This window comes from Streptomyces sp. NBC_00028 (assembly GCF_045041065.1).
Lineage (GTDB): Bacteria > Actinomycetota > Actinomycetes > Streptomycetales > Streptomycetaceae > Streptomyces.
The window spans coordinates 7,210,763-7,235,272 of sequence record NZ_CP108293.1; the positions used below are offsets into that span (position 1 = coordinate 7,210,763).

The 24,510-nt window shown below is 69.0% G+C and carries 19 protein-coding genes and 1 riboswitch; of the genes, 14 read left to right on the forward strand and 5 right to left on the reverse strand.

Going from position 1 to position 24,510, the window contains the following annotated elements; translation table 11 throughout:
- Window positions 1–78: 78 nt before the first annotated feature.
- Together OG885_RS32465 and OG885_RS32470 are read left to right on the forward strand one after the other, a co-directional pair.
- Window positions 79–3,186 carry an efflux RND transporter permease subunit gene (locus tag OG885_RS32465; RefSeq protein ID WP_405737811.1) on the forward strand — a complete coding sequence of 1,036 codons (3,108 nt, stop codon included), beginning with the start codon at window positions 79–81 and terminating at the stop codon, window positions 3,184–3,186.
- 99 nt (window positions 3,187–3,285) lie between these two features.
- A complete protein-coding gene (locus OG885_RS32470; RefSeq protein WP_405737812.1) occupies window positions 3,286–5,517 on the forward strand; it encodes a protein kinase domain-containing protein in 2,232 nt (743 codons plus the stop codon).
- An 11-nt stretch (window positions 5,518–5,528) separates the two neighbouring features.
- Here OG885_RS32470 and nadA read toward each other — a convergent pair whose 3' ends face one another.
- Window positions 5,529–6,713, reverse strand: a complete 1,185-nt coding sequence (gene nadA / locus OG885_RS32475) for a quinolinate synthase NadA (protein WP_405737813.1) — start codon at window positions 6,711–6,713, stop codon at window positions 5,529–5,531.
- Between the two features lie 281 nt (window positions 6,714–6,994).
- On the opposite strand from nadA, the gene OG885_RS32480 reads away from it, so the two are divergent.
- Window positions 6,995–7,351, forward strand: coding sequence for an iron-sulfur cluster assembly accessory protein (locus OG885_RS32480; protein WP_030794551.1), 357 nt, complete (start codon window positions 6,995–6,997; stop codon window positions 7,349–7,351).
- Window positions 7,352–7,455: 104 nt separating this feature from the next.
- On the opposite strand, the gene OG885_RS32485 is transcribed toward OG885_RS32480, so the two are convergent.
- Together OG885_RS32485 and OG885_RS32490 are read right to left on the reverse strand one after the other, a co-directional pair.
- Window positions 7,456–9,186 carry a PT domain-containing protein gene (locus OG885_RS32485; protein ID WP_405737814.1) on the reverse strand — a complete coding sequence of 577 codons (1,731 nt, stop codon included), beginning with the start codon at window positions 9,184–9,186 and terminating at the stop codon, window positions 7,456–7,458.
- Window positions 9,187–9,336: 150 nt separating this feature from the next.
- On the reverse strand, window positions 9,337–9,546 hold the full coding sequence (locus OG885_RS32490; RefSeq protein WP_399965644.1) for a hypothetical protein: 210 nt from the start codon (window positions 9,544–9,546) through the stop codon (window positions 9,337–9,339).
- A gap of 133 nt (window positions 9,547–9,679) precedes the next feature.
- On the opposite strand from OG885_RS32490, the gene OG885_RS32495 reads away from it, so the two are divergent.
- The gene (locus tag OG885_RS32495; protein WP_405737815.1) at window positions 9,680–10,654 is read left to right on the forward strand and encodes a carbohydrate kinase family protein; all 975 of its coding nucleotides are present in this window, start codon (window positions 9,680–9,682) and stop codon (window positions 10,652–10,654) included.
- 3 nt (window positions 10,655–10,657) lie between these two features.
- On the opposite strand, the gene OG885_RS32500 is transcribed toward OG885_RS32495, so the two are convergent.
- Window positions 10,658–12,022 (reverse strand): cysteine desulfurase/sulfurtransferase TusA family protein, encoded by a 1,365-nt coding sequence (locus OG885_RS32500; protein ID WP_405737816.1) that lies wholly within the window; start codon window positions 12,020–12,022, stop codon window positions 10,658–10,660.
- A 268-nt stretch (window positions 12,023–12,290) separates the two neighbouring features.
- Here OG885_RS32500 and coxB point away from each other — a divergent pair, with 268 nt between their 5' ends.
- The 4 genes from coxB to OG885_RS32520 all read left to right on the forward strand — a co-directional run bounded on the left by coxB (window position 12,291) and on the right by OG885_RS32520 (window position 16,795).
- On the forward strand, window positions 12,291–13,250 hold the full coding sequence (coxB, locus tag OG885_RS32505) for a cytochrome c oxidase subunit II (protein ID WP_399965646.1): 960 nt from the start codon (window positions 12,291–12,293) through the stop codon (window positions 13,248–13,250).
- A complete protein-coding gene (gene ctaD, locus OG885_RS32510) occupies window positions 13,247–14,983 on the forward strand; it encodes a cytochrome c oxidase subunit I (protein ID WP_405737817.1) in 1,737 nt (578 codons plus the stop codon). The genes coxB and ctaD overlap by 4 nt, the downstream gene beginning before the upstream one ends.
- Entirely contained in the window at window positions 14,980–15,378 is a 399-nt protein-coding gene (locus OG885_RS32515) for a cytochrome c oxidase subunit 4 (RefSeq protein ID WP_399959411.1), read from the forward strand. Before ctaD ends, OG885_RS32515 begins: the two co-directional genes overlap by 4 nt.
- A gap of 154 nt (window positions 15,379–15,532) precedes the next feature.
- Entirely contained in the window at window positions 15,533–16,795 is a 1,263-nt protein-coding gene (locus tag OG885_RS32520) for an Ig-like domain-containing protein (RefSeq protein WP_405737818.1), read from the forward strand.
- 17 nt (window positions 16,796–16,812) lie between these two features.
- Here the strand turns inward: OG885_RS32520 and OG885_RS32525 are convergent, their stop codons facing one another.
- Entirely contained in the window at window positions 16,813–17,214 is a 402-nt protein-coding gene (locus OG885_RS32525; RefSeq protein WP_329340052.1) for a hypothetical protein, read from the reverse strand.
- 178 nt (window positions 17,215–17,392) lie between these two features.
- Between OG885_RS32525 and OG885_RS32530 the strand changes: the two genes are divergently transcribed.
- The 6 genes from OG885_RS32530 (at window position 17,393) to OG885_RS32555 (ending at window position 24,488) form a co-directional block, all read left to right on the forward strand.
- Window positions 17,393–18,013 (forward strand): heme-copper oxidase subunit III, encoded by a 621-nt coding sequence (locus OG885_RS32530; RefSeq protein ID WP_079308715.1) that lies wholly within the window; start codon window positions 17,393–17,395, stop codon window positions 18,011–18,013.
- 80 nt (window positions 18,014–18,093) lie between these two features.
- Entirely contained in the window at window positions 18,094–18,903 is an 810-nt protein-coding gene (locus tag OG885_RS32535) for a c-type cytochrome (RefSeq protein ID WP_399959407.1), read from the forward strand.
- Window positions 18,900–19,955, forward strand: a complete 1,056-nt coding sequence (locus OG885_RS32540; protein WP_399959405.1) for a Rieske 2Fe-2S domain-containing protein — start codon at window positions 18,900–18,902, stop codon at window positions 19,953–19,955. Before OG885_RS32535 ends, OG885_RS32540 begins: the two co-directional genes overlap by 4 nt.
- A complete protein-coding gene (locus OG885_RS32545) occupies window positions 19,952–21,592 on the forward strand; it encodes a cytochrome bc complex cytochrome b subunit (RefSeq protein ID WP_405737819.1) in 1,641 nt (546 codons plus the stop codon). The genes OG885_RS32540 and OG885_RS32545 overlap by 4 nt, the downstream gene beginning before the upstream one ends.
- Window positions 21,593–21,725: 133 nt before the next feature.
- Window positions 21,726–22,790, forward strand: a complete 1,065-nt coding sequence (gene trpD, locus OG885_RS32550) for an anthranilate phosphoribosyltransferase (protein ID WP_405737820.1) — start codon at window positions 21,726–21,728, stop codon at window positions 22,788–22,790.
- A gap of 74 nt (window positions 22,791–22,864) precedes the next feature.
- A riboswitch (SAM riboswitch) is annotated at window positions 22,865–22,981 on the forward strand.
- Between the two features lie 145 nt (window positions 22,982–23,126).
- A complete protein-coding gene (locus OG885_RS32555; RefSeq protein WP_405737821.1) occupies window positions 23,127–24,488 on the forward strand; it encodes an aminotransferase class V-fold PLP-dependent enzyme in 1,362 nt (453 codons plus the stop codon).
- The last annotated feature ends 22 nt before the right edge of the window (window positions 24,489–24,510 follow it).

Here is a 24,510-nt window from a genome sequence, read left to right on the forward strand (position 1 = left end):
GGCTACGAAACAGCGGCCTCACAGGACACAGGGTGTAGGGGCCGCTTCTGCCGCTCACAGAATTGAGATCCCTGACCCATGTCCTGGCTGTCGAGATTCAGCCTCGCGCAACGTGCCCTCATAGGCCTGATGTCGATCATCGCGCTCGCCTTCGGTGCCATCGCGATCCCCCAGCTCAAGCAGCAGCTGCTGCCCTCCATCGAGCTGCCCATGGTGTCCGTGCTCGCCCCCTACCAGGGCGCCTCCCCGGACGTCGTCGAGAAGCAGGTCGTCGAGCCGATCGAGGACAGCCTCGAAGCCGTCGACGGCATCGAGGGCGTCACCTCGACGGCCAGTGAGGGCAACGCCGTGATCATGGCGTCCTTCGACTACGGCCCCGACACCAAGCAGCTCGTCGCCGATGTCCAGCAGGCCGTCAACCGGGCCCGCGTCCAGCTCCCGGACTCGGTGGACCCGCAGGTCATCGCCGGTTCCACGGACGACATGCCGACCGTCGTCCTCGCCGTCACCTCGGACAAGGACCAGCAGGCCCTCGCCGACCAGCTCGACAAGACGGTCGTGCCGGAGCTGAAGTCCGTCGACGGCGTCGGCCAGGTCACCGTGGACGGCGTCCGCGACCTCCAGGTCACCGTCACCCCGGACGACGCGAAGCTCGCCAAGGCCGGTCTCAGCTCGGCCGCCCTCGCCCAGGCCCTCCAGGCGGGCGGCGCGACCGTCCCGGCCGGCTCCTTCGACGAGGACGGCGCCAACCGCACCGTCCAGGTCGGCGGCGGCTTCACCTCGGTCGGGCAGATCCAGGACCTGATGGTCACCGGGGAGGCCGGGAAGAAGCCCGTACGCCTCGGTGACGTGGCCACCGTGAAGCAGGAGCAGGCCGCCGCCGACGCCATCACGCGCACCGACGGCAAGCCCAGCCTCGCCGTGATGGTGACCATGGACAAGGACGGCAGCGCGGTCTCCATCTCCGACGCCGTCGAGGACAAGCTGCCCGCCCTGCGCAAGGACCTGGGCAGCGGCTCCGAGATCACCGTCGTCTCCGACCAGGGCCCGGCGGTCGCCAAGGCCATCAAGGGCCTGACCACCGAGGGCGGGCTCGGCCTGCTCTTCGCGGTCCTGGTCATCCTGGTCTTCCTGGCGTCCGTCCGCTCGACCCTCGTCACGGCGGTCTCCATCCCGCTGTCGGTGGTCCTCGCGCTGATCGTGCTGTGGACGCGCGACCTGTCCCTGAACATGCTGACGCTGGGCGCGCTGACCATCGCCATCGGCCGGGTCGTCGACGACTCGATCGTGGTCCTGGAGAACATCAAGCGCCATCTCGGCTACGGCGAGGAACGCCAGGACGCCATCCTGAAGGCGGTCCGCGAGGTCGCCGGCGCGGTCACCTCCTCCACCCTGACCACGGTCGCCGTGTTCCTGCCGATCGGCCTGGTCGGCGGCATGGTGGGCGAGCTGTTCGGCTCCTTCAGCCTGACCGTGACGGCCGCGCTGCTCGCGTCCCTCGTCGTCTCGCTGACGGTCGTCCCGGTCCTGTCGTACTGGTTCCTGCGCGCCCCGAAGAACACCCCCGAGGACGCGGCGGAAGCCCGCCGTCTCGCCGAGGAGAAGGAGGCGCGGAGCAGGCTCCAGCGGCTCTACGTCCCCGTCCTGCGGTTCGCGACCCGGCGCCGTCTCACCAGCGTCCTGATCGCGGTCGTCATCCTCATCGGCACGTTCGGCATGTCCGGGCTGCTGAAGACGAACTTCTTCGACCAGGGCGAGCAGGAAGTCCTCACCGTCAAGCAGGAGTTGAAGCCCGGCACCAGCCTGGCCGCGACCGACGAGCAGGCGAAGAAGGTCGAGCAGCTGCTCGCCGACACCGAGGGTGTCAAGGACTACCAGGTCACCGTCGGCTCGTCCGGCTTCATGGCGGCCTTCGGCGGCGGCACCGACACCAACCAGGCCTCCTACTCGGTGATGCTGGACGACTCGGCCTCCTCCGACGACGTCCAGGACCGCATCGAGGCCGGTCTGAAGAAGCTCGACGGCATCGGTACGACGACCATCGCGGCCGGTGACGGCTTCGGCAGCCAGGACCTGAGTGTCGTCGTGAAGGCGGCCGACGCGGACGTCCTGCGCGAGGCCTCCGAGGAAGTGCGCAAGACCGTGGCCGGCCTTGACGACGTCACCGACGTCACCAGCAACCTCGCCGAGAGCGTCCCGCGTATCTCGGTCAAGGCCAACTCCAAGGCGGCGGCGGCCGGTTTCACCGACCAGACGCTCGGCGCGGCCGTCGCCCAGGCGGTCAAGGGCACCACCGCCGCCAAGGCGATCCTCGACGACACCGAGCGGGACGTCGTCATCCGGTCGGCGAAGCCCGCGCGGACCCTGGACGAGCTGCGGAACCTGAAGCTCGGCCCGGTGAAGCTCGGTGACATCGCCACCGTGCGGCTGGTGGACGGTCCGGTGTCGATGACCCGGATCGACGGTCAGCGCGCCGCCACGATCACCGCCAAGCCGACCGGCGACAACACGGGTGCGGTGAGCCAGGACCTCACGTCCGAGCTCGACGCGCTGAAGCTCCCGGCGGGCGCCACGGCCGAGATCGGCGGTGTCACCTCCGACCAGGACTCCGCGTTCAAGAACCTGGGCCTGGCCATGCTCGCGGCGATCGCGATCGTGTTCATGCTGCTGGTGGCGACGTTCCGCTCGCTCGCCCAGCCGCTGATCCTGCTCGTCTCCATCCCGTTCGCGGCGACGGGCGCGATCGGTCTGCTGATCCTCACCGGCACCCCGATGGGCGTCCCCGCGATGATCGGCATGCTGATGCTCATCGGCATCGTGGTGACGAACGCGATCGTGCTGATCGACCTCATCAACCAGTACCGCAGCCAGGGCTATCCGACGGTCGAGGCGGTCATCGAGGGCGGCCGGCACCGGCTCCGCCCGATCCTGATGACGGCCCTGGCGACGATCTTCGCCCTGCTGCCGATGGCCCTCGGGGTCACCGGCGAGGGCGGCTTCATCGCCCAGCCGCTGGCCGTGGTCGTGATCGGCGGTCTGATCACCTCGACACTGCTGACCCTGCTCCTGGTCCCGACGCTCTACACGATGCTGGAGCTCCGCAAGGAGCGCCGCGCGAAGAAGCGGGCCCTGAAGCGGGAGAAGAAGGCGGAGGTACCGGCGCAGCCGGAACCCGCGGGAGTGTGACGAACCCGTGAGAGGGCGGCCGGGCGACCGGCCGCCCTCTCTGCTTCCCTGCGTATTCTGTGGCCTCGAACTGCCGTGCGCGGGAAGGGACATTCGGTCGTGCCACTGCACAAGGACGACCCGAAATCGATCGGCGGATACAAGCTGGTCGACCGGCTCGGCACCGGCGGCATGGGCGTCGTCTACTGGGGCAGATCCCGCTCGGGCCGTGACGTCGCCGTCAAGGTGGTGCACGCGCAGTACGCGGAGGACCGGGTCTTCCGGGCCCGCTTCCGCCAGGAGATCGACGCCGTCCGCAAGGTCAGCGGCGCCTTCACCGCGCCCGTGGTCGACGCCGACCCGGAGGCGGTACGGCCCTGGATGGCGACCCAGTACGTCCCCGCCAGCTCCCTCGCCGAACGCATCCGCGACCACGGCGCCCTCAGAGGCCGCGAACTGCGGCGGCTGGCCCTGGGGTTGGTGGAGGCGCTCCAGGACATCCACCGCGCCGGAGTCGTCCACCGGGACCTCAAGCCCGCCAACGTCCTGATGGCCGAGGACGGTCCCCGCGTCATCGACTTCGGCATATCCCGCGCCGCCGAGAACCACCAGACCCTCACCGAGACCGGCCAGATGATCGGCACCCCGCCCTTCATGTCCCCGGAACAGTTCACCGACGCCCGCACGGTCGGACCCGCCTCGGACGTCTTCTCGCTCGCCGCGCTCCTGGTCTTCTCGGCCACCGGCCGCGGCCCCTTCGACGCCGACAGCCCGTACCTGACCGCCTTCCGGGTCGTCCACGAGCAGCCGGGACTGGACGGCGTACCAGCGCCGTTGCGCGCGGTCCTGGAGCGCTGCCTGGTGAAGGACCCCGCGGAGCGCCCCCAACTGGACGTTCTGGCCAAGGAGTTCGCCGAGGCACTGCCCGAGCCCGACCCCATGGACCCGGACACCACGACCCTGCGCCTGGCCGACCTGGGCACGGGGGAGGAGACGTACGCCGGGACCGGCTCGGCCGTGTCGACGCGGGCGGGGCGCCGTCCTGGCCGGCGTCCGCTGCTCGCGGCGGTCTGCGCCATGGGCGTACTGGTCCTGGGAACGGGCTGGTACCTGCGCTTCGGGCCGGGATTCGCGGACGGCGAACCGGCGGCGAGCTCCGCCTCCTCCGAGGGTTCCCGCTGGGCGGCGGTGCCCGACGGCTGGCAGCCCTGGCAGACGACGATGGCGGAGCCGGCCCAGCGCGGTGAGGTCAACGCACTGGCCAGGGACAGCGAGGACCCGGGCGACGCCGACTGTGAGCGGTACGAGAACGCCGTCTACTGCGCGGGCAACAACATCCTCCCGATCCGGCTCGACGGCCGCACCGGCGCCACCGTCTGGCGCTCCGCGCTCGCCTCCTCCGCCGAGGGCGCGAGCGCGGGGCGCAATATCTTCGAACTTCTCGGGGTGCGGGACGACACGATGCTCGTGCAGCGGTCGGTCTTCGGCGACGGCGGGAGCGGGCGGGTCAGCATCGTCGCCCTCGACACCGAGAGCGGCGAACAACGGTGGGCCCGCGCGCTGAGCAGCGAGAACCTCGACCAGATCCTGTCCGGCGACCTTCTGCTGACCCCGGATCCCAGCGGGCGGCTGGTCACGGCCCGTTCCCCGCGCACCGGCGCCGACCGGTGGACCGTACAGCTGCCCGGCGACTACTACTGCCAGTTCACGACGGCCGGCTCCCGGCTGTACGCGCACTGCTTCCCGGACGACGAGACCCAGGACGCCGTGGTCCTGGAGCTCGACCATGCCGACGGATCGGTGCTCCGGCGCTGGAAGACGCCGCCCGCCAGCGGCCTGCTCGGCACCGTCGACGGCCGGCTGGCCTTCGTGGTCGGGAGCACGCCAGGACCGGCGCGCCCCGAGGACCTGAGGTTCGACGAGATCCGGCTGCTCGACCCGGACACCGGCGCCGCCACCACGACCAGGCTGGCGCACACCTACGACGGCTCGGTGCGGCTCGCCGCCGGCACCCTGTGGATCACGGGGGCCAACGGCCAGGTGGCCGCGGTGTCCCCGCTGACCGGCAAACAGCTGTGGCAGACCCGCACCGGCGTCGAGAGCGCGGGTCGGCCCACGTACGACGGGGCCTCCCACACCCTCTACCTGGCCAGCACCAGCGGCCGGGTCGCCGCCCTCGACAGCCGCGAGGGCACACCGCTGTGGGAGACGGGCGCCCACGCCGACCAGCTGGAGAGCACCACCAAGTCCGGGGTGCTGCTCTACGGCGGCGCGCTGGTCGTGAGCACCCCCGACGGGACCGTCCTCAGCCTCGACCCCGCTCACCCCGGGGAGAGCTCCTCCCCGGGGTGAGCACGTGAGGTCTACGGCAGGGCCAGCATCCGCTCCAGCGCCAGCTTCGCGAACGCCTCGGTCTCCTTGTCGACCTCGATGCGGTTGACGAGCTTGCCCTCGGCGAGCGACTCCAGCGTCCACACGAGGTGGGGGAGGTCGATGCGGTTCATGGTCGAGCAGAAGCAGACCGTCTTGTCGAGGAAGACGATCTCCTTGCCCTCGGGAGCGAAACGGTTCGCGAGCCGGCGGACGAGGTTCAGCTCGGTCCCGATGGCCCACTTGGAACCGGCCGGGGCCGCCTCCAGCGCCTTGATGATGTACTCCGTCGAACCGACGTGGTCCGCCGCGGCCACGACCTCGTGCTTGCACTCGGGGTGGACCAGGACGTTGACACCCGGGATGCGCTCGCGCACGTCGTTGACGGAGTCCAGCGAGAACCGGCCGTGCACCGAGCAGTGGCCGCGCCACAGGATCATCTTGGCGGCGCGCAGCTCGTCGGCCGTCAGCCCACCGTTCGGCTTGTGCGGGTTGTAGAGGACACAGTCCTCCAGGGACATGCCCATGTCCCGGACAGCGGTGTTGCGGCCGAGGTGCTGGTCGGGGAGGAACAGCACCTTCTCGCCCTGCTCGAAGGCCCAGTCCAGCGCGCGCTTGGCGTTCGAGGAGGTGCAGATCGTGCCGCCGTGCTTGCCCGTGAACGCCTTGATGTCCGCGGACGAGTTCATGTAGGAGACCGGCACGACCTGCTCGGCTATCCCGGCCTCGGTCAGCACGTCCCAGCACTCCGCGACCTGCTCGGCGGTGGCCATGTCGGCCATCGAGCAGCCGGCGGCGAGGTCGGGGAGGACCACCTTCTGGTCGTCGCCGGTCAGGATGTCCGCGGACTCCGCCATGAAGTGCACACCGCAGAACACGATGTACTCGGCCTCCGGGCGCGCGGCGGCGTCCCGGGCCAGCTTGAAGGAGTCGCCCGTGACATCGGCGAACTGGATGACCTCGTCGCGCTGGTAGTGGTGGCCGAGGACGAAGACCTTGTCCCCGAGCTTCTCCTTGGCCGCGCGGGCACGCTCCACCAGGTCCGGGTCGGACGGCGAGGGCAGATCGCCGGGGCACTCCACACCCCGCTCGCTCTTCGGGTCGGCTTCACGGCCGAGGAGCAGCAGGGCAAGGGGCGTCGGCTGTACGTCGAGCTCCTGGGTCTGGGCGGTGGTCACGACACACACCCTTTCTGTTCTGCGGAAGTGCTTTTCGTCGAACTGACGTTATCTATCATAACCCGGTTCACGTCACTTTGACGATGGTCATTGCGTCGATGTGACATGAATCCCGCCACGGAATTTCGACTGCCTGCCAGATGCGGCATTTTCCGCTGCCTGTCAGGTGTGCGAGCATGAAGAAGACGCCGGAAACCCGGCGCCCGGCCCGGAATGAATCCGCGGCCTTGCCGGTTGCACCAGTCGGCAAGCAGTCTCCGTACAACCCGGGAGAGATGTAGATGTCCGTATCGGACGAGACCAGCACCGTCACCGACGGCATCATTCTGTCCGACGCCGCCGCGGCGAAGGTCAAGGCCCTGCTCGACCAGGAAGGCCGTGACGACCTGGCCCTGCGTGTCGCCGTTCAGCCCGGTGGCTGCTCCGGCCTGCGCTACCAGCTCTTCTTCGACGAGCGTTCCCTCGACGGCGACGTCGTCAAGGACTTCGACGGCGTCAAGGTCGTCACCGACCGCATGAGCGCCCCGTACCTGGGCGGCGCGTCCATCGACTTCGTCGACACCATCGAGAAGCAGGGCTTCACGATCGACAACCCCAACGCGACGGGCTCCTGCGCCTGCGGCGACTCCTTCAGCTAGGGCAGGCCCTAAGCCCTGCCGCTCCGGCTGAAGAACCGAACACACGCGAAGGCGGCGGCCCCCTCCGACAGGGCCGCCGCCTTCAGCTGTGCTCCGGGTCGCCTCTACCGCGCCCCGGACGTCTCCGGCAGCCGGGCGCCCGCCTTCTCCAGCGGGATCGCCTTGCCGTCCGAGCCCACGACCTCACGGTCACCCAGCGGCTCGTCCAGCCGCACGCTCTGGTGGTAGACCTTGGCGATCATGACGCAGACCTTGTCGGGCCACGGCGTCTCGGTCACCGTGACGGTCACCTTGTCCGAGCCCTCGACCGCCGCCGCCTTGTAGTCGGCGCAGACCCCGCCCGTGAAGCTCACCGTCAGCTCCTCGCCGTCGGCGGAGTAGCCGTCCACCCGCACGTCCCGCGTGGCCGGCGCCGCGGTCGGCTCATCGGAACCCGGCCCGGTCGGCCGCGGGCTCGGCGGGGCGGTCGGCTCACCGCTCGGCTCACCGCTCGGCTCACCGGTCGGCTCCGAGGAGGGCGTGGCCGAGGCGATGTACTTCGGGTCGACCGCGGGATAGGTCACCGTGAAGGAGTCCTGCGCCCCCGACGCCTTCACCTCGAACAGCCACGACGGCACCAGCGTCTGCCGCGCGTCCACATACTGCGCGGCGAGACCGAACACGGCCTTCTCGACGGTGATCGTGTCCTGCTTCGGCGCACTGGGTGTGCCGGACGACGCCCCGCAGGGCGCCTCAAGGCGGTCCTTCAGCGGTACGGGACTGGCGCAGCCGCCGATCCCCATCCGGTGGTCGGCCGCGGGCCGCGCGTTCATCAGCTCCAGCGCCTTCTGCGCACCCACGACGGGGTACGTGTCACTCTTCACCGGCGCCTTCAACTGACCGCTGCCACCGACCACCTCACCCTGCGCGTTGACGGTGACCCCGGTCGTCCAGCCGTGCGTCGGCAGCCCGCCGACCACCGGATCGGCGTTCACGACCCGCTGTGCGCCCATGACCTGGCTCGCGTCGACCTTCGCGGTGTCCTGTCCGACCGCCTTCAGGACCGGCGCCGCCGCCTTCTTCGCGGCCGCCGCGCTCACCGGGTCGCCGGCCGGAGCGGCGGGGTCGCTCGCACACACCGTCCCGCTCTTGCAGTCGTCGGTGCCGGGCGCGTACCGGTGGAAGGTCCAGGTCCCCGGCGCGAGCTGGTTCACCTGGAGACTCGGCCCGGCGTCGTCCTGCCCGCCGACCTTCCACGCCTTCCCCTCCAGGACCGGCGTCCCGGCCACCCCGAGGGCCTCGGCCAGCCGGGCCACCTCGTCCTTGGTGACCTCGCCGGTGGCCCGGTAGACGGGCGCGGAGTCGGGGCCGTCCGGGAGCGTGCCGGCGGCCTGGTAGGTCACGCCGTACGGATTGGGTTCCCCGGGCGCGATGCCGCCGGTGCCGCCGCCCTCGGTGTACCCGTCCAGGTGCAGCGGCGGGGGAGTGTCGTCGCCGGACGCCCCGGACGTCGTACCGCCGCCGTCCGAGCTTCCGGCGGCGGAGATGGCCAGATAGGTCCCACCGCCGCCGGCCAGCAGCACGGCGGCCGCGACGGAGGCGATGAGCGCGGAGGTGCGCCGCCGGGCGAAGTGTTCGTCCTCGCCCCGCTCCTCCGCGGCCGCGACGACGGGCTCCCGAGGGTCGTCGGCCTCTTCGCCGGCCTCCTCGGCAGCACCGTCACCGGTCGGCTCGGTCGCCTCCTCGGCAGTACCGCCGCCGGCCGGTTCCGTCGCCTCCTCGGCAGCCTCATCGGCGCCCGTGTCCCTGTCGACGACCTCGGCGTCGTCGTCGTTGTCGGGTCGCTCGGTGTTCACCGCATCGCTCCTTCGGCCGCGCAACTGTCCCTAAGACCCTGACCCGGCCCTGACAAACGGCCGGCGGAGGGTCGTATCCCGCATCCCCTTTACGGGGGACAGCGATGGGACGCAGCGGGGGAGCGCACGGTTCCCCTGAAGGCGCCTGTTTCAGTCGCCGTAGTCCGACATCGCGTCCAGCAGGCGGGCGGACTTCGTCGGCACCGTCACCCCGTGGATGAGGGAGGGCGAGACCGGGCGGGAGGCGACCCGGTCGGGAGCGGCCCAGTGCGGGACCATCCGGGCGCAGTCCCCGCGCAGCGACGCCAGGTCGCCGTCGAGGTCGGCCGGAGCGGGGGCAGGGGCCTTGAGGTTCGTCATGACCGCACCGTAGGCACGTCGGAGCCCGCGAAGAAAGATCTACTATCGGGTAGTTTTAGCCGCTTCAGAGGCCCGCACGGACCAGGTAGCGTGAACTGTCAATCCAGTTTCTCCCCACAGGAGAGTCCACGCCGTGCGCATCGCAGTCACCGGCTCCATCGCCACCGACCACCTCATGACCTTCCCCGGGCGTTTCGCCGACCAGTTCGTCGCGGACCAGCTCCACACGGTCTCGCTCTCCTTCCTGGTCGACAACCTTGACGTACGCCGGGGCGGCGTAGGCGCGAACATCGCCTTCGGCATGGGTCAACTGGGCACCGAGCCGATCCTGGTCGGCGCCGCAGGCTTCGACTTCGACGAGTACCGGGCGTGGCTGGACCGCCACGGCGTCGACACCGCCTCGGTCCGTATCTCCGAGACCCTGCACACCGCCCGCTTCGTCTGCACCACCGACGCCGACCACAACCAGATCGGCTCCTTCTACACCGGTGCGATGAGCGAGGCCCGGCTCATCGAGCTCAAGACCGTCTCGGACCGCGTCGGCGGCCTCGACCTGGTCCTCATCGGCGCCGACGACCCCGAGGCGATGCTCCGCCACACGGAGGAGTGCCGCTCCCGCTCCATCCCCTTCGCCGCGGACTTCTCCCAGCAGATCGCCCGGATGAACGGCGACGAGATCCGCGTCCTGCTGGAGGGCGCCACGTACCTCTTCTCCAACGAGTACGAGAAGGGGCTCATCGAGTCCAAGACCGGCTGGACGGACGCCGAGATCCTGGAGAAGGTCGGCCACCGCGTCACCACGCTCGGCTCGCGGGGCGTACGGATCGAGAAGTCCGGCGAGGAGCCGATCGTCGTCGGCTGCGCCGAGGAGGAGCGCAAGGCCGACCCGACCGGTGTGGGCGACGCGTTCCGCGCCGGGTTCCTGTCGGGTCTGGCCTGGGGCGTCTCGCTGGAGCGGGCGGCCCAGGTGGGCTGCATGCTGGCCACCCTCGTCATCGAGACCGTGGGCACGCAGGAGTACCAGCTGCGGCGCGGCCACTTCATGGAGCGCTTCACCAAGGCGTACGGCGACGAGGCCGCGGCCGAGGTCCAGAAGCACCTGGCCTAGGCGTTAGGAGGTCCGGCGGACGAGATAAGCCGTCCCCTTGTCCGCCGGTTCCTCACCCACGTACTCCTGTTCCCGCATCTCGCACCACGCCGGGATGTCGAGGCGGGCGGCCTCGTCGTCCGACAGCACCCGCACGAGCCCGCCCACCGGCACCTCGCCGATGACCTTCGCCAGCTCGATGACCGGGATCGGGCAGCGCTTGCCGAGGGCGTCGACGACCAGCTCGTCCTCGCGCACCACCGCTGACGGCGTCGGCGCGCCCAGCTTCTCCCGTACGCCGTTCACCACGCCCGGCAGCACGGCGAGAAACCTCTCCACGTCCTCCGCCGCGGTCCCGGCCGGCAGCGAGATCCGCACATTCCCCTCACTCAGCACCCCCATCGCCTTCAGTACATGGCTGGGCGTCAGCGTGCTGCTGGTGCAGGACGAACCGGAGGAAACGGAGAATCCCTCCCGGTCCAGCTCGTGCAGCAGCGTCTCCCCGTCGACGTAGAGACAGGAGAAGGTGACGATCCCCGGCAGCCGCCGCTCCGGATCGCCGACCACCTCCACGTCCGCGACCAGCTCCGGCACCCGCGCCCGGATCCGCTCCGTCAGCTCCCGCAGCCGTACCGCCTCTTGAGCGGCCTCGGCCCGCACCGCTCGCAGCGAGGCCGCCGCCGCGACGATCGCGGGGAGGTTCTCGAAGCCGTATCCCCGTTCGTCCACCGGCCCTTGAGCGGCGAACCGCACCCCTTTCCGCACCACCAGCAGCCCGACTCCGGCGGGTCCACCCCATTTGTGCGCGCTGGCGGCCAGGAGCGACCAGTCACCCTCGACCGCCCCCCATCCGAGCGACTGGGCCGCGTCGACGAACAACGGCACCCCGGCCGCCCGGCACACCTCGGCGACCTCGGCCACCGGCTGCTCGGTCCCCACCTCATGGTTGGCCGACTGAAGACACGCCACCGCGGTGTCCTGCCGAAGCGCGTCGGCGTAGGCCGAAGGGTCCACCCTTGCGGACCGCTCGACACTCACTCGAGTGACCGAACCGCCCTCCTTTTCCTGCGCTTCGGCCGAATGGAGCACGGAGGAGTGTTCAACCGCTGACACGATCAGGTGACGTCCCACGCGCCGCCGCCCACCCAACGCCCCCGCGATACCGGCGTGCACGGCATGAGTTCCGGACGGCGTGAACCTGAGTTCGTCAGCCCGGCACCCCACAGCCTCAGCAGCGGCCTCCCGAGCGGCATCGAGCAACATCCGAGCCCGCCGCCCTTCCCGGTAGAGCCGCGCAGGGTCGGCCCACCCCTCGTCAAGCGAGGCCAACAGCGCCTGACGGGCTACGGGATGGAGAGGAACACTGGATGCAGCGTCGAAATAAGACACAGGGCAACGCTAGCTCGCCAGGGGCGCGGGGCTGTATCTGATTGCGGCTCCGCCGCGGGGCGCGACCAGCCACAACGTACCCGCAGCCGCCAATCCAGCGAACCCCCAACCCCGTAGGCACCCCTCCCCGCGAACCCTCGAAGAGCGTGGGCTAGGGTTTGGTCCGCATAAACATCCAAACCCCTGCCCGACGCAGGGCGGCGACCGACCACCGAAGCAGGCAGGCCGCAGCCAACACGCGCGGGCGAGACTCTCGGGAAGGCGCTACGTGAGTCCCAACGGCTCCGACCGCTCGCCGCGGCGCCCGATGCGGCGGAAGCTGCTGCAGGCAATGACCGCGGGCCTGGTCCTGGCGACCGCCACCGGTTGCACATACAAGGACTTCCCCCGCCTTGGTATGCCCACCCCGACCACGGAAGAGGCTCCGCGGATCCTCTCCCTGTGGCAGGGCTCCTGGGCTGCCGCGCTGGCCACCGGCGTGCTGGTGTGGGGCCTGATCCTGTGGAGTGCTTTCTTCCACCGGCGCAGCCGCACGAAGGTCGAAGTTCCTCCGCAGACCCGGTACAACATGCCCATCGAGGCGCTGTACACCGTGGTCCCGCTCATCATCGTCTCGGTGCTGTTCTACTTCACGGCCCGCGACGAGTCGAAGCTCCTCAGCCTCGACAAGAAGCCCGACGTCACGGTCAACGTGGTCGGCTTCCAGTGGAGCTGGGGCTTCAACTACATCGAGAACGTCGACGGTTCCTCCGGCGACGCGAAGACGGACAAGAACCTGGACGCCATTCCGGACCGGTTCAAGGACGACTTCCCGGCGAACGCCGGCGGTGTCTACGACGTCGGTACGCCCGGTACGCGCAACCCGCAGACCAACAACCCCGGCCCCACGCTGTGGCTGCCCAAGGGCAAGACGGTCCGCTTCGTCCTGACCTCGCGTGACGTCATCCACTCCTTCTGGGTGGTGCCGTTCCTGATGAAGCAGGACGTCATCCCGGGCCACACCAACTCCTTCCAGGTGACCCCCAACAAGGAGGGCACCTTCCTCGGCAAGTGCGCCGAGCTCTGCGGCGTCGACCACTCCCGGATGCTGTTCAACGTGAAGGTCGTCTCCCCCGAGCGCTACGAGCAGCACCTCAAGGACCTCGCCAAGAAGGGGCAGACCGGTTACGTTCCCGCGGGCATCGAGCAGACCGCCCACGAGAAGAACCGGGAGACGAACAACCTGTGAGCATCCTCAACGAACCCCAGGGTGCCGCGGCAGCTGAGGGACACTACTCAGACGAGCTGCCGGTTCGGCGCAAGCAGCCCGGCAACGTCGTGATCAAGTGGCTCACCACCACTGACCACAAGACGATCGGAACGCTGTACCTCGTCACGTCGTTCGCGTTCTTCTGCATCGGTGGCGTGATGGCGCTGCTCATGCGCGCCGAGCTCGCCCGGCCTGGTCTGCAGATCATGTCGAACGAGCAGTTCAACCAGGCGTTCACGATGCACGGCACGATCATGCTGCTGATGTTCGCGACGCCGCTGTTCGCCGGCTTCGCGAACTGGATCATGCCGCTCCAGATCGGCGCCCCCGACGTCGCCTTCCCGCGGCTGAACATGTTCGCCTACTGGCTGTACCTGTTCGGCTCGCTGATCGCGGTCGGCGGCTTCCTCACCCCGCAGGGCGCGGCCGACTTCGGCTGGTTCGCCTACAGCCCGCTCTCGGACGCGGTCCGCTCGCCGGGCATCGGCGCCGACATGTGGATCATGGGTCTGGCCTTCTCCGGCTTCGGCACCATCCTCGGCTCGGTCAACTTCATCACCACCATCATCTGCATGCGCGCGCCGGGCATGACCATGTTCCGCATGCCGATCTTCGTGTGGAACGTGCTGCTGACCGCCGTCCTGGTCCTGCTCGCCTTCCCGGTCCTGGCTGCCGCGCTGTTCGCCCTGGAGGCGGACCGCAAGTTCGGTGCGCACGTCTTCGACTCCGCCAACGGCGGGGCGCTGCTATGGCAACACCTCTTCTGGTTCTTCGGCCATCCAGAGGTGTACATCATCGCGCTACCGTTCTTCGGCATCATCTCCGAGGTCATCCCGGTCTTCTCCCGCAAGCCGATGTTCGGCTACATGGGCCTGATCGGCGCCACCATCGCTATCGCCGGCCTGTCCGTGACCGTGTGGGCCCACCACATGTACGTCACCGGCGGAGTCCTGCTCCCGTTCTTCTCCTTCATGACGTTCCTCATCGCCGTGCCAACGGGCGTGAAGTTCTTCAACTGGATCGGAACGATGTGGAAGGGGTCCTTGAGTTTCGAGACCCCGATGCTCTGGGCCACCGGCTTCCTGATCACCTTCACCTTCGGTGGTCTGACCGGTGTCATCCTGGCCTCGCCGCCGATGGACTTCCATGTGTCCGACTCGTACTTCGTGGTGGCGCACTTCCACTACGTCGTCTTCGGCACCGTCGTCTTCGCGATGTTCTCCGGCTTCCACTTCTGGTGGCCGAAGATGACCGGCAAGATGCTCGACGAGCGCCTCGGCAAGATCACGTTCTGGACGCTGTTCATCGGCTTCCACGGCACGTTCCTCGTCCAGCACTGGCTGGGCGCGGAGGGCATGCCGCGTCGTTACGCCGACTATCTGGCGGCTGACGGCTTCACCGCCCTGAACACGATCTCGACGATCAGCTCGTTCGTCCTCGGCGCGTCGATCCTGCCGTTCCTCTACAACGTGTGGAAGACCGCCAAGTACGGCAAGCCCGTCGGCGTCGACGACCCGTGGGGCTACGGCCGCTCGCTCGAGTGGGCGACGTCCTGCCCGCCGCCGCGGCACAACTTCCTCACCCTGCCGCGGATCCGCAGCGAATCCCCGGCGTTCGACCTGCACCACCCGGAGATCGCCGCTCTCGACCAGCTCGAGAACGCACCTCACGGTGAGAAGGCTCTCGCGGGCGGCAAGGAGGCCGGCAAGTGAAGATCCAGGGCAAGATGTTCATGTGGCTGAGCGTCTTCGTCCTCGCCATGGCGGTTGTTTATGGCGTTTGGTCGAAGGAGCCCGCCGGTACCACGGCCCTCTTCCTGGCCTTCGGCCTGTGCATCATGATCGGCTTCTACCTGGGCTTCACCGCCCGGCGGGTCGACGCGGGTGCGCAGGACAACAAGGAGGCGGATGTCGCGGACGACGCCGGCGAGGTCGGGTTCTTCAGCCCGCACAGCTGGCAGCCGCTGTCCCTCGCGGTCGGTGGCGCGCTCGCCTTCCTGTCGATCGCGATCGGCTGGTGGCTGATGTACTTCTCCGCGCCGCTGATCCTGGTCGGCCTGTGGGGCTGGGTCTTCGAGTACTACCGCGGTGAGAACCGCACCCAGTAGCACGAGCTGAGCTCAACGAGAGCCCGGACACTCCGTCAGGAGAGTCCGGGCTCCCGCTTTTGCAGCAGTTCCGTTCGCCGGATGCAGCAGTACGTGTCCCTCGTCCGAGTTACTCAGCGCGCCACAGTTGACGAACGTTCCTAGCGTGAGGTGCATGAGCCACACTCCCCGCACGCGCACCGTTCTCTCCTGCACCCTGCTGGTGCTCGCCCTCACCGCGGGCGCCACCGCCTGCAGCAGCGACGGCAACCCGCTGTCGGCGGCGCCGTACGACGCGGCGGACCAGATCTCCTTCAACGGCCCCTCCGGCGACGGCAAGAAGGCCGACCCGGACAAGCCCCTGGAGGTCACCGCCGAGGACGACGACGGCCGCATCACGGACGTCACGGCACTGGACGCCACGGGACGCCATGTGGCGGGCGAACTCTCCGCCGACGGCATCCGGTGGCACAGCACCTCTCCACTGGCCGCCAGCGCCCACTACACGGTCCGGGTGAGCACCGAGGACGAGGACGGGGCACCCGGCCGCCGGGTCCTCGCCTTCGACACCGGCAAGCCCACCACCAAGAAGCGCCTGAAGGTCACCTTCGGCCCCAAGGCGGGCAAGTACGGCGTCGGTCAGCCCATCACGGCCGAACTGAACAAGCCCGTCAAGGACAAGGCCCAGCGGGCCGTCGTCGAGCGCGCCCTCAAGGTCGACTCGATGCCCGCCACAGAGGGCGCCTGGTACTGGGTGGACGACAAGGAACTCCACTACCGCCCCAAGGAGTACTGGCCCGCCCACGCCACGATCCAGGTGCGCAGCAACCTGGACGGAGTCAAGATCAGCGATCGCCTGTGGGGCGGCCGGACGAAGCCCCTCAAGCTGACCACCGGCGACCGCATCATCGCGGTCACGGACGCCTCGGCCCACTCCATGAAGGTCTACAAGAACGGCGAGGTCATCAACGAGCTCCCCGTCACCACCGGCAAGCCCGGCTTCGAGACCCGCAACGGCGTCAAGGTCGTACTCGGCAAGGAGTACTTCGTACGGATGCGCGGCACCAGCATCGGCATCGCCGAGGGCTCCTCGGAGTCGTACGACCTGCCGGTCTACTACGCGACCCGGGTCACCTGGAGCGGCGAGTACGTGCACGCCGCCCCCTGGTCCGTCGGCTCCCAGGGCTACGAGAACGTCAGCCACGGCTGCACCGGCATGAGCACCGGTGACGCCGAGTGGTTCTTCGACACCGTCCACGAGGGTGACGTCGTCAAGGTCGTGAACTCCTACGGCGACACCATGGAGACCTTCGGCAACGGCTTCGGTGACTGGAACCTCAAGTGGAAGAAGTGGCGCACCGGCAGTGCCCTGACCGCCGGCACCCCGGAGGCCCCCAGCGCCGAGCAGCGGGCTCGACTGCGGCCGGAGAGCGTCTAGAGGTTCCCTGGGGCCCCTCAGGCGCTCAGCGCGCTCTTCTGCCGCAGCAGGGCGGCCAGCGCCGACGCGAACTCCACCGGGTCCACCGGGTGGGTCACCGCGGCCTCGGCACGGCTCCAGGTGGCCAGCCAGGCGTCCTGCGGGCGGCCGATCAGCAGCAGCACCGGCGGGGAGTTGAAGACCTCGTCCTTGATCTGCCGGCACAGCCCCATGCCGCCCATCGGTACGGCCTCGCCGTCCAGGACGCAGACGTCGATCCCGCCGCGGTCCAGTTCCTTGAGGACGGCTGCAGGCGTGGCACATTCCACGAACTCGACCTGAGGAACGTCCGGAGCCGGCCGCCGGCCGGTCGCGAGCCGTACCTGCTCGCGGGTGTTGGCGTCGTCGCTGTAGACCAGCACCGTGGCCGTCGCCTGCATGCTTCCTCCGTGACATCAGCGTCGTACGGACAGAACAGTTGCCGCGGATGCTACTCCCTTGAACAGCCCGTCAACACCCGCTGGAACACCCCTGCGATGGGCCATCCGGGCAGTACACACGCTGCGAACACTCCGAACGGCACCCCCCGGAGTGAGGGCGGGATAAGGGACCGACATAATGTCGGTCGTGGCGACAGCAACGACAGTAGAAACCGGGCACGCGCACCCGTCGGTCAATCGGCCGAACCTCACCAGCGTCGGAACCATCATCTGGCTGAGTTCCGAGCTGATGTTCTTCGCGGCCCTCTTCGCGATGTACTTCACCCTGCGATCGGTGACGGGTCCTGATCACTGGAAGGAAATGGCCGAGAGCCTGAACTTCCCGTTCTCGGCCACCAACACCACGATCCTGGTGCTCTCCTCCCTCACCTGCCAGCTCGGCGTCTTCGCCGCCGAGCGCGGTGACGTGAAGAAGCTCCGGGGCTGGTTCATCGTCACCTTCATCATGGGTGCGATCTTCATCGGTGGTCAGGTCTTCGAGTACACCGAGCTGGTCAAGAAGGACGGGCTCTCGCTCTCCTCCGACCCGTACGGTTCGGTGTTCTACCTGACCACCGGCTTCCACGGCCTGCACGTGACGGGAGGTCTCATCGCCTTCCTGCTGGTCCTCGGCCGCACCTACGCGGCGAAGAGGTTCACTCACGAGCAGGCGACGGCCGCCATCGTCGTGTCCTACTACTGGCACTTCGTCGATGTCGTCTGGATCGGCCTCTTCGCCACGATCTACATGATCAAGTAGTCGGGCCCGTTCCCGAGCGCTTCCCGAGAAGCGCATTTCCAGAAGCATCGACGCAGAAGATCCTGACACCGGGGTAATCCGTGAAAAAGCTCTCCGCACGACGACGCCATCCGCTGGCGGCGCTCGTCGTCCTACTCCTCGCGCTGGCGGCCACTGGGGGGCTGTACGCCGCGTTCGCGCCCGCGGACAAGGCGCAGGCCGACGAAACCGCCCAGTCCCTCACCATCGAGGAGGGCAAGAAGCTCTACGCCGTGGGCTGTGCCAGTTGCCACGGCACCGGTGCTCAGGGCACCACCGACGGGCCGAGCCTCGTGGGTGTGGGCGCCGCGGCCGTGGACTTCCAGGTCGGCACCGGCCGTATGCCGGCCCAGCAGCCGGGCGCACAGGTCCCGCGCAAGAAGGTCATCTACACACAGGCCGAGATCGACCAGCTCGCCGCGTACATCTCCTCCCTGGGCGCCGGTCCGGCCGTCCCGACGAAGAACGAGTACAGCCCGGACGGGGCGGACATCGCCAAGGGTGGCGAGCTGTTCCGCACCAACTGCGCGCAGTGCCACAACTTCACCGGCAAGGGCGGTGCGCTGACGCACGGCAAGTTCGCGCCGAGCCTTGAGGGCGTCGACCCGAAGCACATCTACGAGGCCATGCAGACCGGCCCGCAGAACATGCCGTCGTTCCCCGACACCACGCTGTCGGAGCAGAACAAGAAGGACATCATCGCGTACCTCGACGCGGTCAACGGTGACGACACCGAGAGCCCCGGTGGCCTCGAGCTGGGCGGCCTCGGTCCGGTCAGCGAGGGTCTGTTCGCGTGGGTGTTCGGACTCGGTGGCCTGATCGCGATCGCCGTCTGGCTCGCCGCTCGGACCGCAAAGGCCAAGAAGTCATGAGTAGCCAAGACATTCCAGAAGAGAACCTGCCCGCAGAGCAGGACGACCACGGCGCGGTGAGCGTCGCGGACGACCGGGACCCCTTCGCGGACCCCGGTCTGCCGCCCCACGAGCACCGGGTCCAGGACATCGACGAGCGGGCCGCCAAGCGGTCCGAGCGCACGGTGGCGCTGCTGTTCACGGTGTCGATGCTGGCCACGATCGGCTTCATCGCCGCGTACGTGGGTGTCCCGCACGACAAGGCGATCTACGTCTTCCCGATCGGGCACATCAACGCGCTGAACTTCTCGCTGGGTCTGACGCTCGGCGTCGCGCTCTTCGCGATCGGCGCGGGCGCGGTCCACTGGGCCCGCACCCTGATGTCCGACGTGGAGATGGTCGACGAGCGGCACCCGATCGAGGCGCCGCCCGAGGTCCGCGAGAAGGTCTTCGAGGACTGGAAGCAGGGCGCCAAGGAGTCCGCGCTCGGCCGTCGCAAGCTGATCCGCAACACCATGCTCGGCGCGCTCACCCTGGTGCCGCTCGCCGGTGTCGTGCTGCTGCGCGACCTCGGCCCGCTGCCCGGGACCAAGCTGCGGCACACCATGTGGCGCAAGGGCCTGCTGCTCGTCAACATGAACACCAACGAGCCGCTGCGTCCCTCCGACGTCGCCGTGGGCTCCCTCACCTTCGCCAAGCCCGAGGGCCTGGAGGAGCACGACGAGGAGTTCCAGACCGAGATCGCCAAGGCCGCCCTGATGATCGTCCGGATCCAGCCGGACAACATCAAGGACAAGCGCGAGCTCGAGTGGTCGCACGACGGCATCGTGGCGTACTCGAAGATCTGCACCCACGTCGGTTGCCCGATCTCGCTGTACGAGCAGCAGACGCACCACGTGCTCTGCCCCTGCCACCAGTCCACCTTCGACCTCTCCGACGGTGCCCGAGTGATCTTCGGCCCCGCCGGTCACGCCCTGCCGCAGCTGCGCATCGCCGTGAACGACGAGGGCTATCTCGAGGCGCAGGGCGACTTCGAGGAGCCTGTCGGTCCTGCCTTCTGGGAGCGCGGATGAGCACCAACGAGAACAACGAGTCGTCCCGCGCCCGCGGGCAGGCCCCGGCCGGCGAGAAGCTCGCCGACTGGGCCGACGGCCGGCTGGGGATCTACTCCCTGGCCAAGGCCAACATGCGCAAGATCTTCCCCGACCACTGGTCGTTCATGCTGGGTGAGATCTGCCTGTACGCCTTCATCATCATCATCCTCACGGGTGTGTATCTGACGCTGTTCTTCCACCCGTCGATGAACGAGGTGGAGTACCACGGCAGCTACGTCCCGCTGCAGGGACAGCTGATGTCCGAGGCGTTCAACTCGACCATGCACATCTCCTTCGATGTGCGCGGTGGTCTGCTGATCCGGCAGATCCACCACTGGGCGGCGCTGATCTTCCTCGCCGGCATGTTCGTGCACATGATGCGCGTCTTCTTCACGGGTGCGTTCCGCAAGCCCCGTGAGGTCAACTGGCTGTTCGGCTTCCTGCTGTTCGTCCTGGGCATGTTCACCGGCTTCACCGGTTACTCGCTCCCGGACGACCTGCTCTCCGGCACCGGTGTCCGCTTCATGGAGGGCGCGGTTCTGTCCGTGCCGATCGTCGGCACGTACCTGTCGTTCTTCCTCTTCGGCGGGGAGTTCCCGGGCGGCGACTTCGTGGCCCGCTTCTACTCGGTCCACGTGCTGCTGCTGCCGGGCATCATGCTCGGCCTCATGGTCGGCCACCTGATCCTGGTGTTCGTCCACAAGCACACGCAGTACGCGGGTCCCGGCAAGACCAACAAGAACGTCGTCGGCATGCCGCTGTTCCCGGTGTACACCGCCAAGGCCGGAGGCTTCTTCTTCCTGGTCTTCGGTGTCATCGCGGCCATCGCGGCCATCGCCTCGATCAACCCGATCTGGTCCATGGGCCCCTACCGTCCGGACATGGTGTCCACGGGTGCCCAGCCCGACTGGTACATGGGCTTCTCCGAGGGCCTGATCCGTGTCATGCCGGGCTGGGAGATCAACTTCTGGGGTCACACGCTCGTCCTGGGTGTGTTCATCCCGCTGGTGATCTTCCCGCTGGTCCTGGTCTCGATCGCGGTCTACCCGTTCATCGAGGCCTGGGTCACCGGCGACCGGCGCGAGCACCACATCCTGGACCGCCCGCGCAACGCCCCGACCCGCACGGCCTTCGGCGTCGCGTGGATCACCTGGTACATGGTGCTGCTCGTCGGTGGTGGAAACGACCTCTGGGCCACCCACTTCCACCTGTCGATCAACTCGATCACCTGGTTCGTCCGAGTGGCGTTCTTCGTCGCTCCGGTGGTCGCGTTCATCATCACCAAGCGGATCTGCCTCGGCCTCCAGCGCCGCGACAAGGACAAGGTGCTGCACGGCCGCGAGTCCGGCATCATCAAGCGCCTGCCGCACGGTGAGTTCATCGAGGTGCACGAGCCGCTCAGCCAGGACGCGCTGCACACGCTTACCGCGCACGAGCAGTACAAGCCGGCGGAGATCGGCCCGACGGTCGACGACAACGGCGTCGAGCGCAAGGTGAAGGGCTCCGAGAAGCTGCGCGTCAAGCTCAGCGAGGCGTACTTCGGCGACGAGTCGCAGATCGCCAAGCCCACCGTCGAGGAGTACAAGGAGATCACGAGCGGCCACGGCCACCACTGATCGCTGCGCTCGCCACGCGCCTTGCAAGGGCCCCCGTCCGGTCTTCGGACGGGGGCCCTTCTCCGTGCCCGGGGCTGGATAGGGTGGTCACACATCTGTTGAAGCACGTTTTACGACACCCAGGAGCGGCCGTATGAGCGCTGTGACCCCCGCTGGAGGCGACACCGCGGCGGGCCGTTCCTGGCCCGAGGTGTTGAACGCCCTGCTGTACGGCCGCGACCAGAGCGCCGACGCCACCGCCTGGGCGATGGACCAGATCATGCGCGGCGAGGCGACGGACGCGCAGATCGCCGGGTTCGTGGTGGCCCTGCGGGCCAAGGGCGAGACGGTCGAGGAGATCACCGGGCTGGTCCAGGCGATGTACGAGCACGCCAACGTGATCGAGGTGTCCGGGCGGACCGTCGACATCGTCGGCACCGGCGGCGACGGCGCCAAGACGGTGAACATCTCCACGATGTCCTCCCTCGTCGTGGCCGGCACCGGCGCGAAGGTCGTCAAGCACGGCAACCGGGCGGCCTCGTCGGCGTCGGGTTCCTCGGACGTCCTGGAGAAGCTGGGCGTCAACCTCGACCTCACCCCGCAGCGGGTGGCCGAGGTGGCCGAGGAGGCCGGCATCACCTTCTGCTTCGCCATCAAGTTCCACCCGGCGCTGCGTCACGCGGGCGCCGCCCGCGGCCAGTTGGGCATCCGTACGGTGTTCAACGCGCTGGGCCCGCTGACCAACCCGGCGAAGGTCAGGGCGCAGGCGGTGGGCGTCGCCGACCCGCTGATGGCGCCGATCGTGGCCGGAGTGTTCGCCGAGCGCGGCAACTCCTCGCTGGTCTTCCGCGGTGACGACGGCCTCGACGAGCTGACGACGACGTCCACCTCCCGGGTGTGGGTGGTGCGTGACGGCAAGGTCACCGAGGAGGCCTTCGACCCGCGTGACGTGGGCATCGAACTGGTGCCGGTGGAGGCGCTGCGGGGCGGTGACCCGGCGTTCAACGCGGACGTGGCGCGCAGACTCCTCGACGGCGAGCCGGGTCCGGTCCGGGACGCGGTCCTGCTGAACTCGGCGGCGGCGCTCGTCGCGCTGGAGCCGACCGGGGCGTCCCTGGCGGACCAGCTGCGGGCCGGGATGGCGAAGGCCGCGGAGTCCATCGACTCCGGCGCGGCCAAGCGGACGCTGGAGCGCTGGGTGGCGGCCAGCAACCGGTAGTCGTGTCGATGGTCGTCCCGCGATCCGGACACGGGTTGCGGGACGACGATCACATCACGTACGTTCCTGTACCAGGTCATGAGTGACAGTCATGAGGCCCCGGCCGACTGTCCGGCAACCCTCCGTCCGTGGCGGGGTGCCCCGGGTGAAGACCAGGCCGTAGGCAGCGAGGTCTACGGCAAGCGCGGGCCCCTCTCGAATCCAGGGGTCCTGGTCGTTCGAGGGAGTCTTCCGTGAGCAAGCGAATGCGATAGGGCTGCCGAGCCCCGCCTCCGCGCACCCTTTTCCCCTTCCCCGCATGCCCTGCTTCGGCATGCCCTCTCACGGGAGTTCCCCATGTCTGTCTCCACCGCTGCCGCCACCCAGACCATTTGTGCCCCCCTGCCCGTTCTGGGCCGGGATGTCACCGTCCCGCTCGTCACCGGTGGCGAGGTCACCTACGCGGCCCTCGACTACGCGGCCAGCGCGCCGGCCCTCCAGCGGGTCTGGGACGACGTGGCGGCGTACGCGCCCTACTACGGCAGCGTCCACCGCGGTGCCGGGTACCTGTCGCAGCTGTCGACCGACCTGTTCGAGAACGCCCGGAAGACCGTCGCCGACTTCCTCGGCTGCCGTGAGGGTGACCAGGTCGTCTTCACCCGGTCCACCACCGACTCCCTCAACCTGCTCGCCGCCGCGCTGCCCGCCGACTGCCAGGTCTTCGTCTTCGAGACCGAGCACCACGCCTCGCTGCTGCCCTGGCGCGACGCCCGGGTCACCTACCTCAACGCGCCCCGCACCCACCAGCAGGCCGTCCAGACCCTGGAGCAGGCCCTCGCCGACCGCGACCCCTACGGCCCCGCCCTGGTCTGCGTGACCGGCGCCTCCAACGTCACCGGCGAGCTGTGGCCGGTGCGCGAGCTGGCCGCCGCCGCCCATGCGCACGGCGCCCGGATCGTCCTCGACGCCGCCCAACTCGCCCCGCACCACGCGGTGTCCGTCGCCGACCTCGACGTCGACTGGGTCGCCTTCTCCGGCCACAAGCTGTACGCCCCCTTCGGCTCCGGCGTCCTCGCCGGCCGCGCCGACTGGCTCACCGCCGCCGACCCCTACCTCGCGGGCGGCGGCGCCAGCCGCAAGGTCACCCGGCGTGAGGACGGCGGCGTGGACGTGGAGTGGCACGAGAACGCGGCCCGCCACGAGGCCGGCTCCCCGAACGTCATCGGCGCCTACTCCATCGCCTCCGCCTGCAAGGCGCTGTCCGAGGCCGGCTTCGACACCCTGGTCGCCCGCGAGCAGTACCTGATCGAGAAGGTCAGGAGCGGCCTCGCCGACGTCCCCGAGGTCCGCGTCCTCTCCCTCTTCGGCGACGACGCCCCCCGCGTCGGCGTGATCTCCTTCGTGGTCGAGGGCTGGAACAGCTCCCACTTCGCCGCCGCCCTCTCCGCCGAGTACGGCATCGGCGTCCGCGACGGCCTCTTCTGCGCCCACCCCCTCGTCCGCACCCTGCTGGGCAGCGACCCGCAGACCCAGGGCGAGTGCGGCGCCCCCGAGGCCGCGCCCGGCGAGAAGTCCCTCAACGCCATCCGCGTCAGCTTCGGCGCGGGCACGCCGGACGAGCACGTGGAGCGGTTCGTCAACGCCGTGCGCGAGCTGGTGAGCGACGGTGCGAAGTGGCGCTACCGGACCGAGGACGGCCGGTGCGTCCCGGCCGTCTGACCGGCTGACCGGCGGTTGCCGA

Excerpts from the sequence above, each read along its gene's own strand:
- OG885_RS32465 (WP_405737811.1), top strand. The coding sequence starts at position 79 with ATGTCCTGGCTGTCGAGATTCAGCCTCGCGCAACGTGCCCTCATAGGC.
- OG885_RS32480 (WP_030794551.1), top strand. The coding sequence starts at position 6,995 with ATGTCCGTATCGGACGAGACCAGCACCGTCACCGACGGCATCATTCTG.
- OG885_RS32490 (WP_399965644.1), bottom strand. The coding sequence starts at position 9,546 with ATGACGAACCTCAAGGCCCCTGCCCCCGCTCCGGCCGACCTCGACGGC.
- OG885_RS32520 (WP_405737818.1), top strand. The coding sequence starts at position 15,533 with ATGAGCCACACTCCCCGCACGCGCACCGTTCTCTCCTGCACCCTGCTG.
- OG885_RS32525 (WP_329340052.1), bottom strand. The coding sequence starts at position 17,214 with ATGCAGGCGACGGCCACGGTGCTGGTCTACAGCGACGACGCCAACACC.
- OG885_RS32530 (WP_079308715.1), top strand. The coding sequence starts at position 17,393 with ATGTCGGTCGTGGCGACAGCAACGACAGTAGAAACCGGGCACGCGCAC.
- OG885_RS32540 (WP_399959405.1), top strand. The coding sequence starts at position 18,900 with ATGAGTAGCCAAGACATTCCAGAAGAGAACCTGCCCGCAGAGCAGGAC.
- OG885_RS32545 (WP_405737819.1), top strand. The coding sequence starts at position 19,952 with ATGAGCACCAACGAGAACAACGAGTCGTCCCGCGCCCGCGGGCAGGCC.
- trpD (WP_405737820.1), top strand. The coding sequence starts at position 21,726 with ATGAGCGCTGTGACCCCCGCTGGAGGCGACACCGCGGCGGGCCGTTCC.
- OG885_RS32555 (WP_405737821.1), top strand. The coding sequence starts at position 23,127 with ATGTCTGTCTCCACCGCTGCCGCCACCCAGACCATTTGTGCCCCCCTG.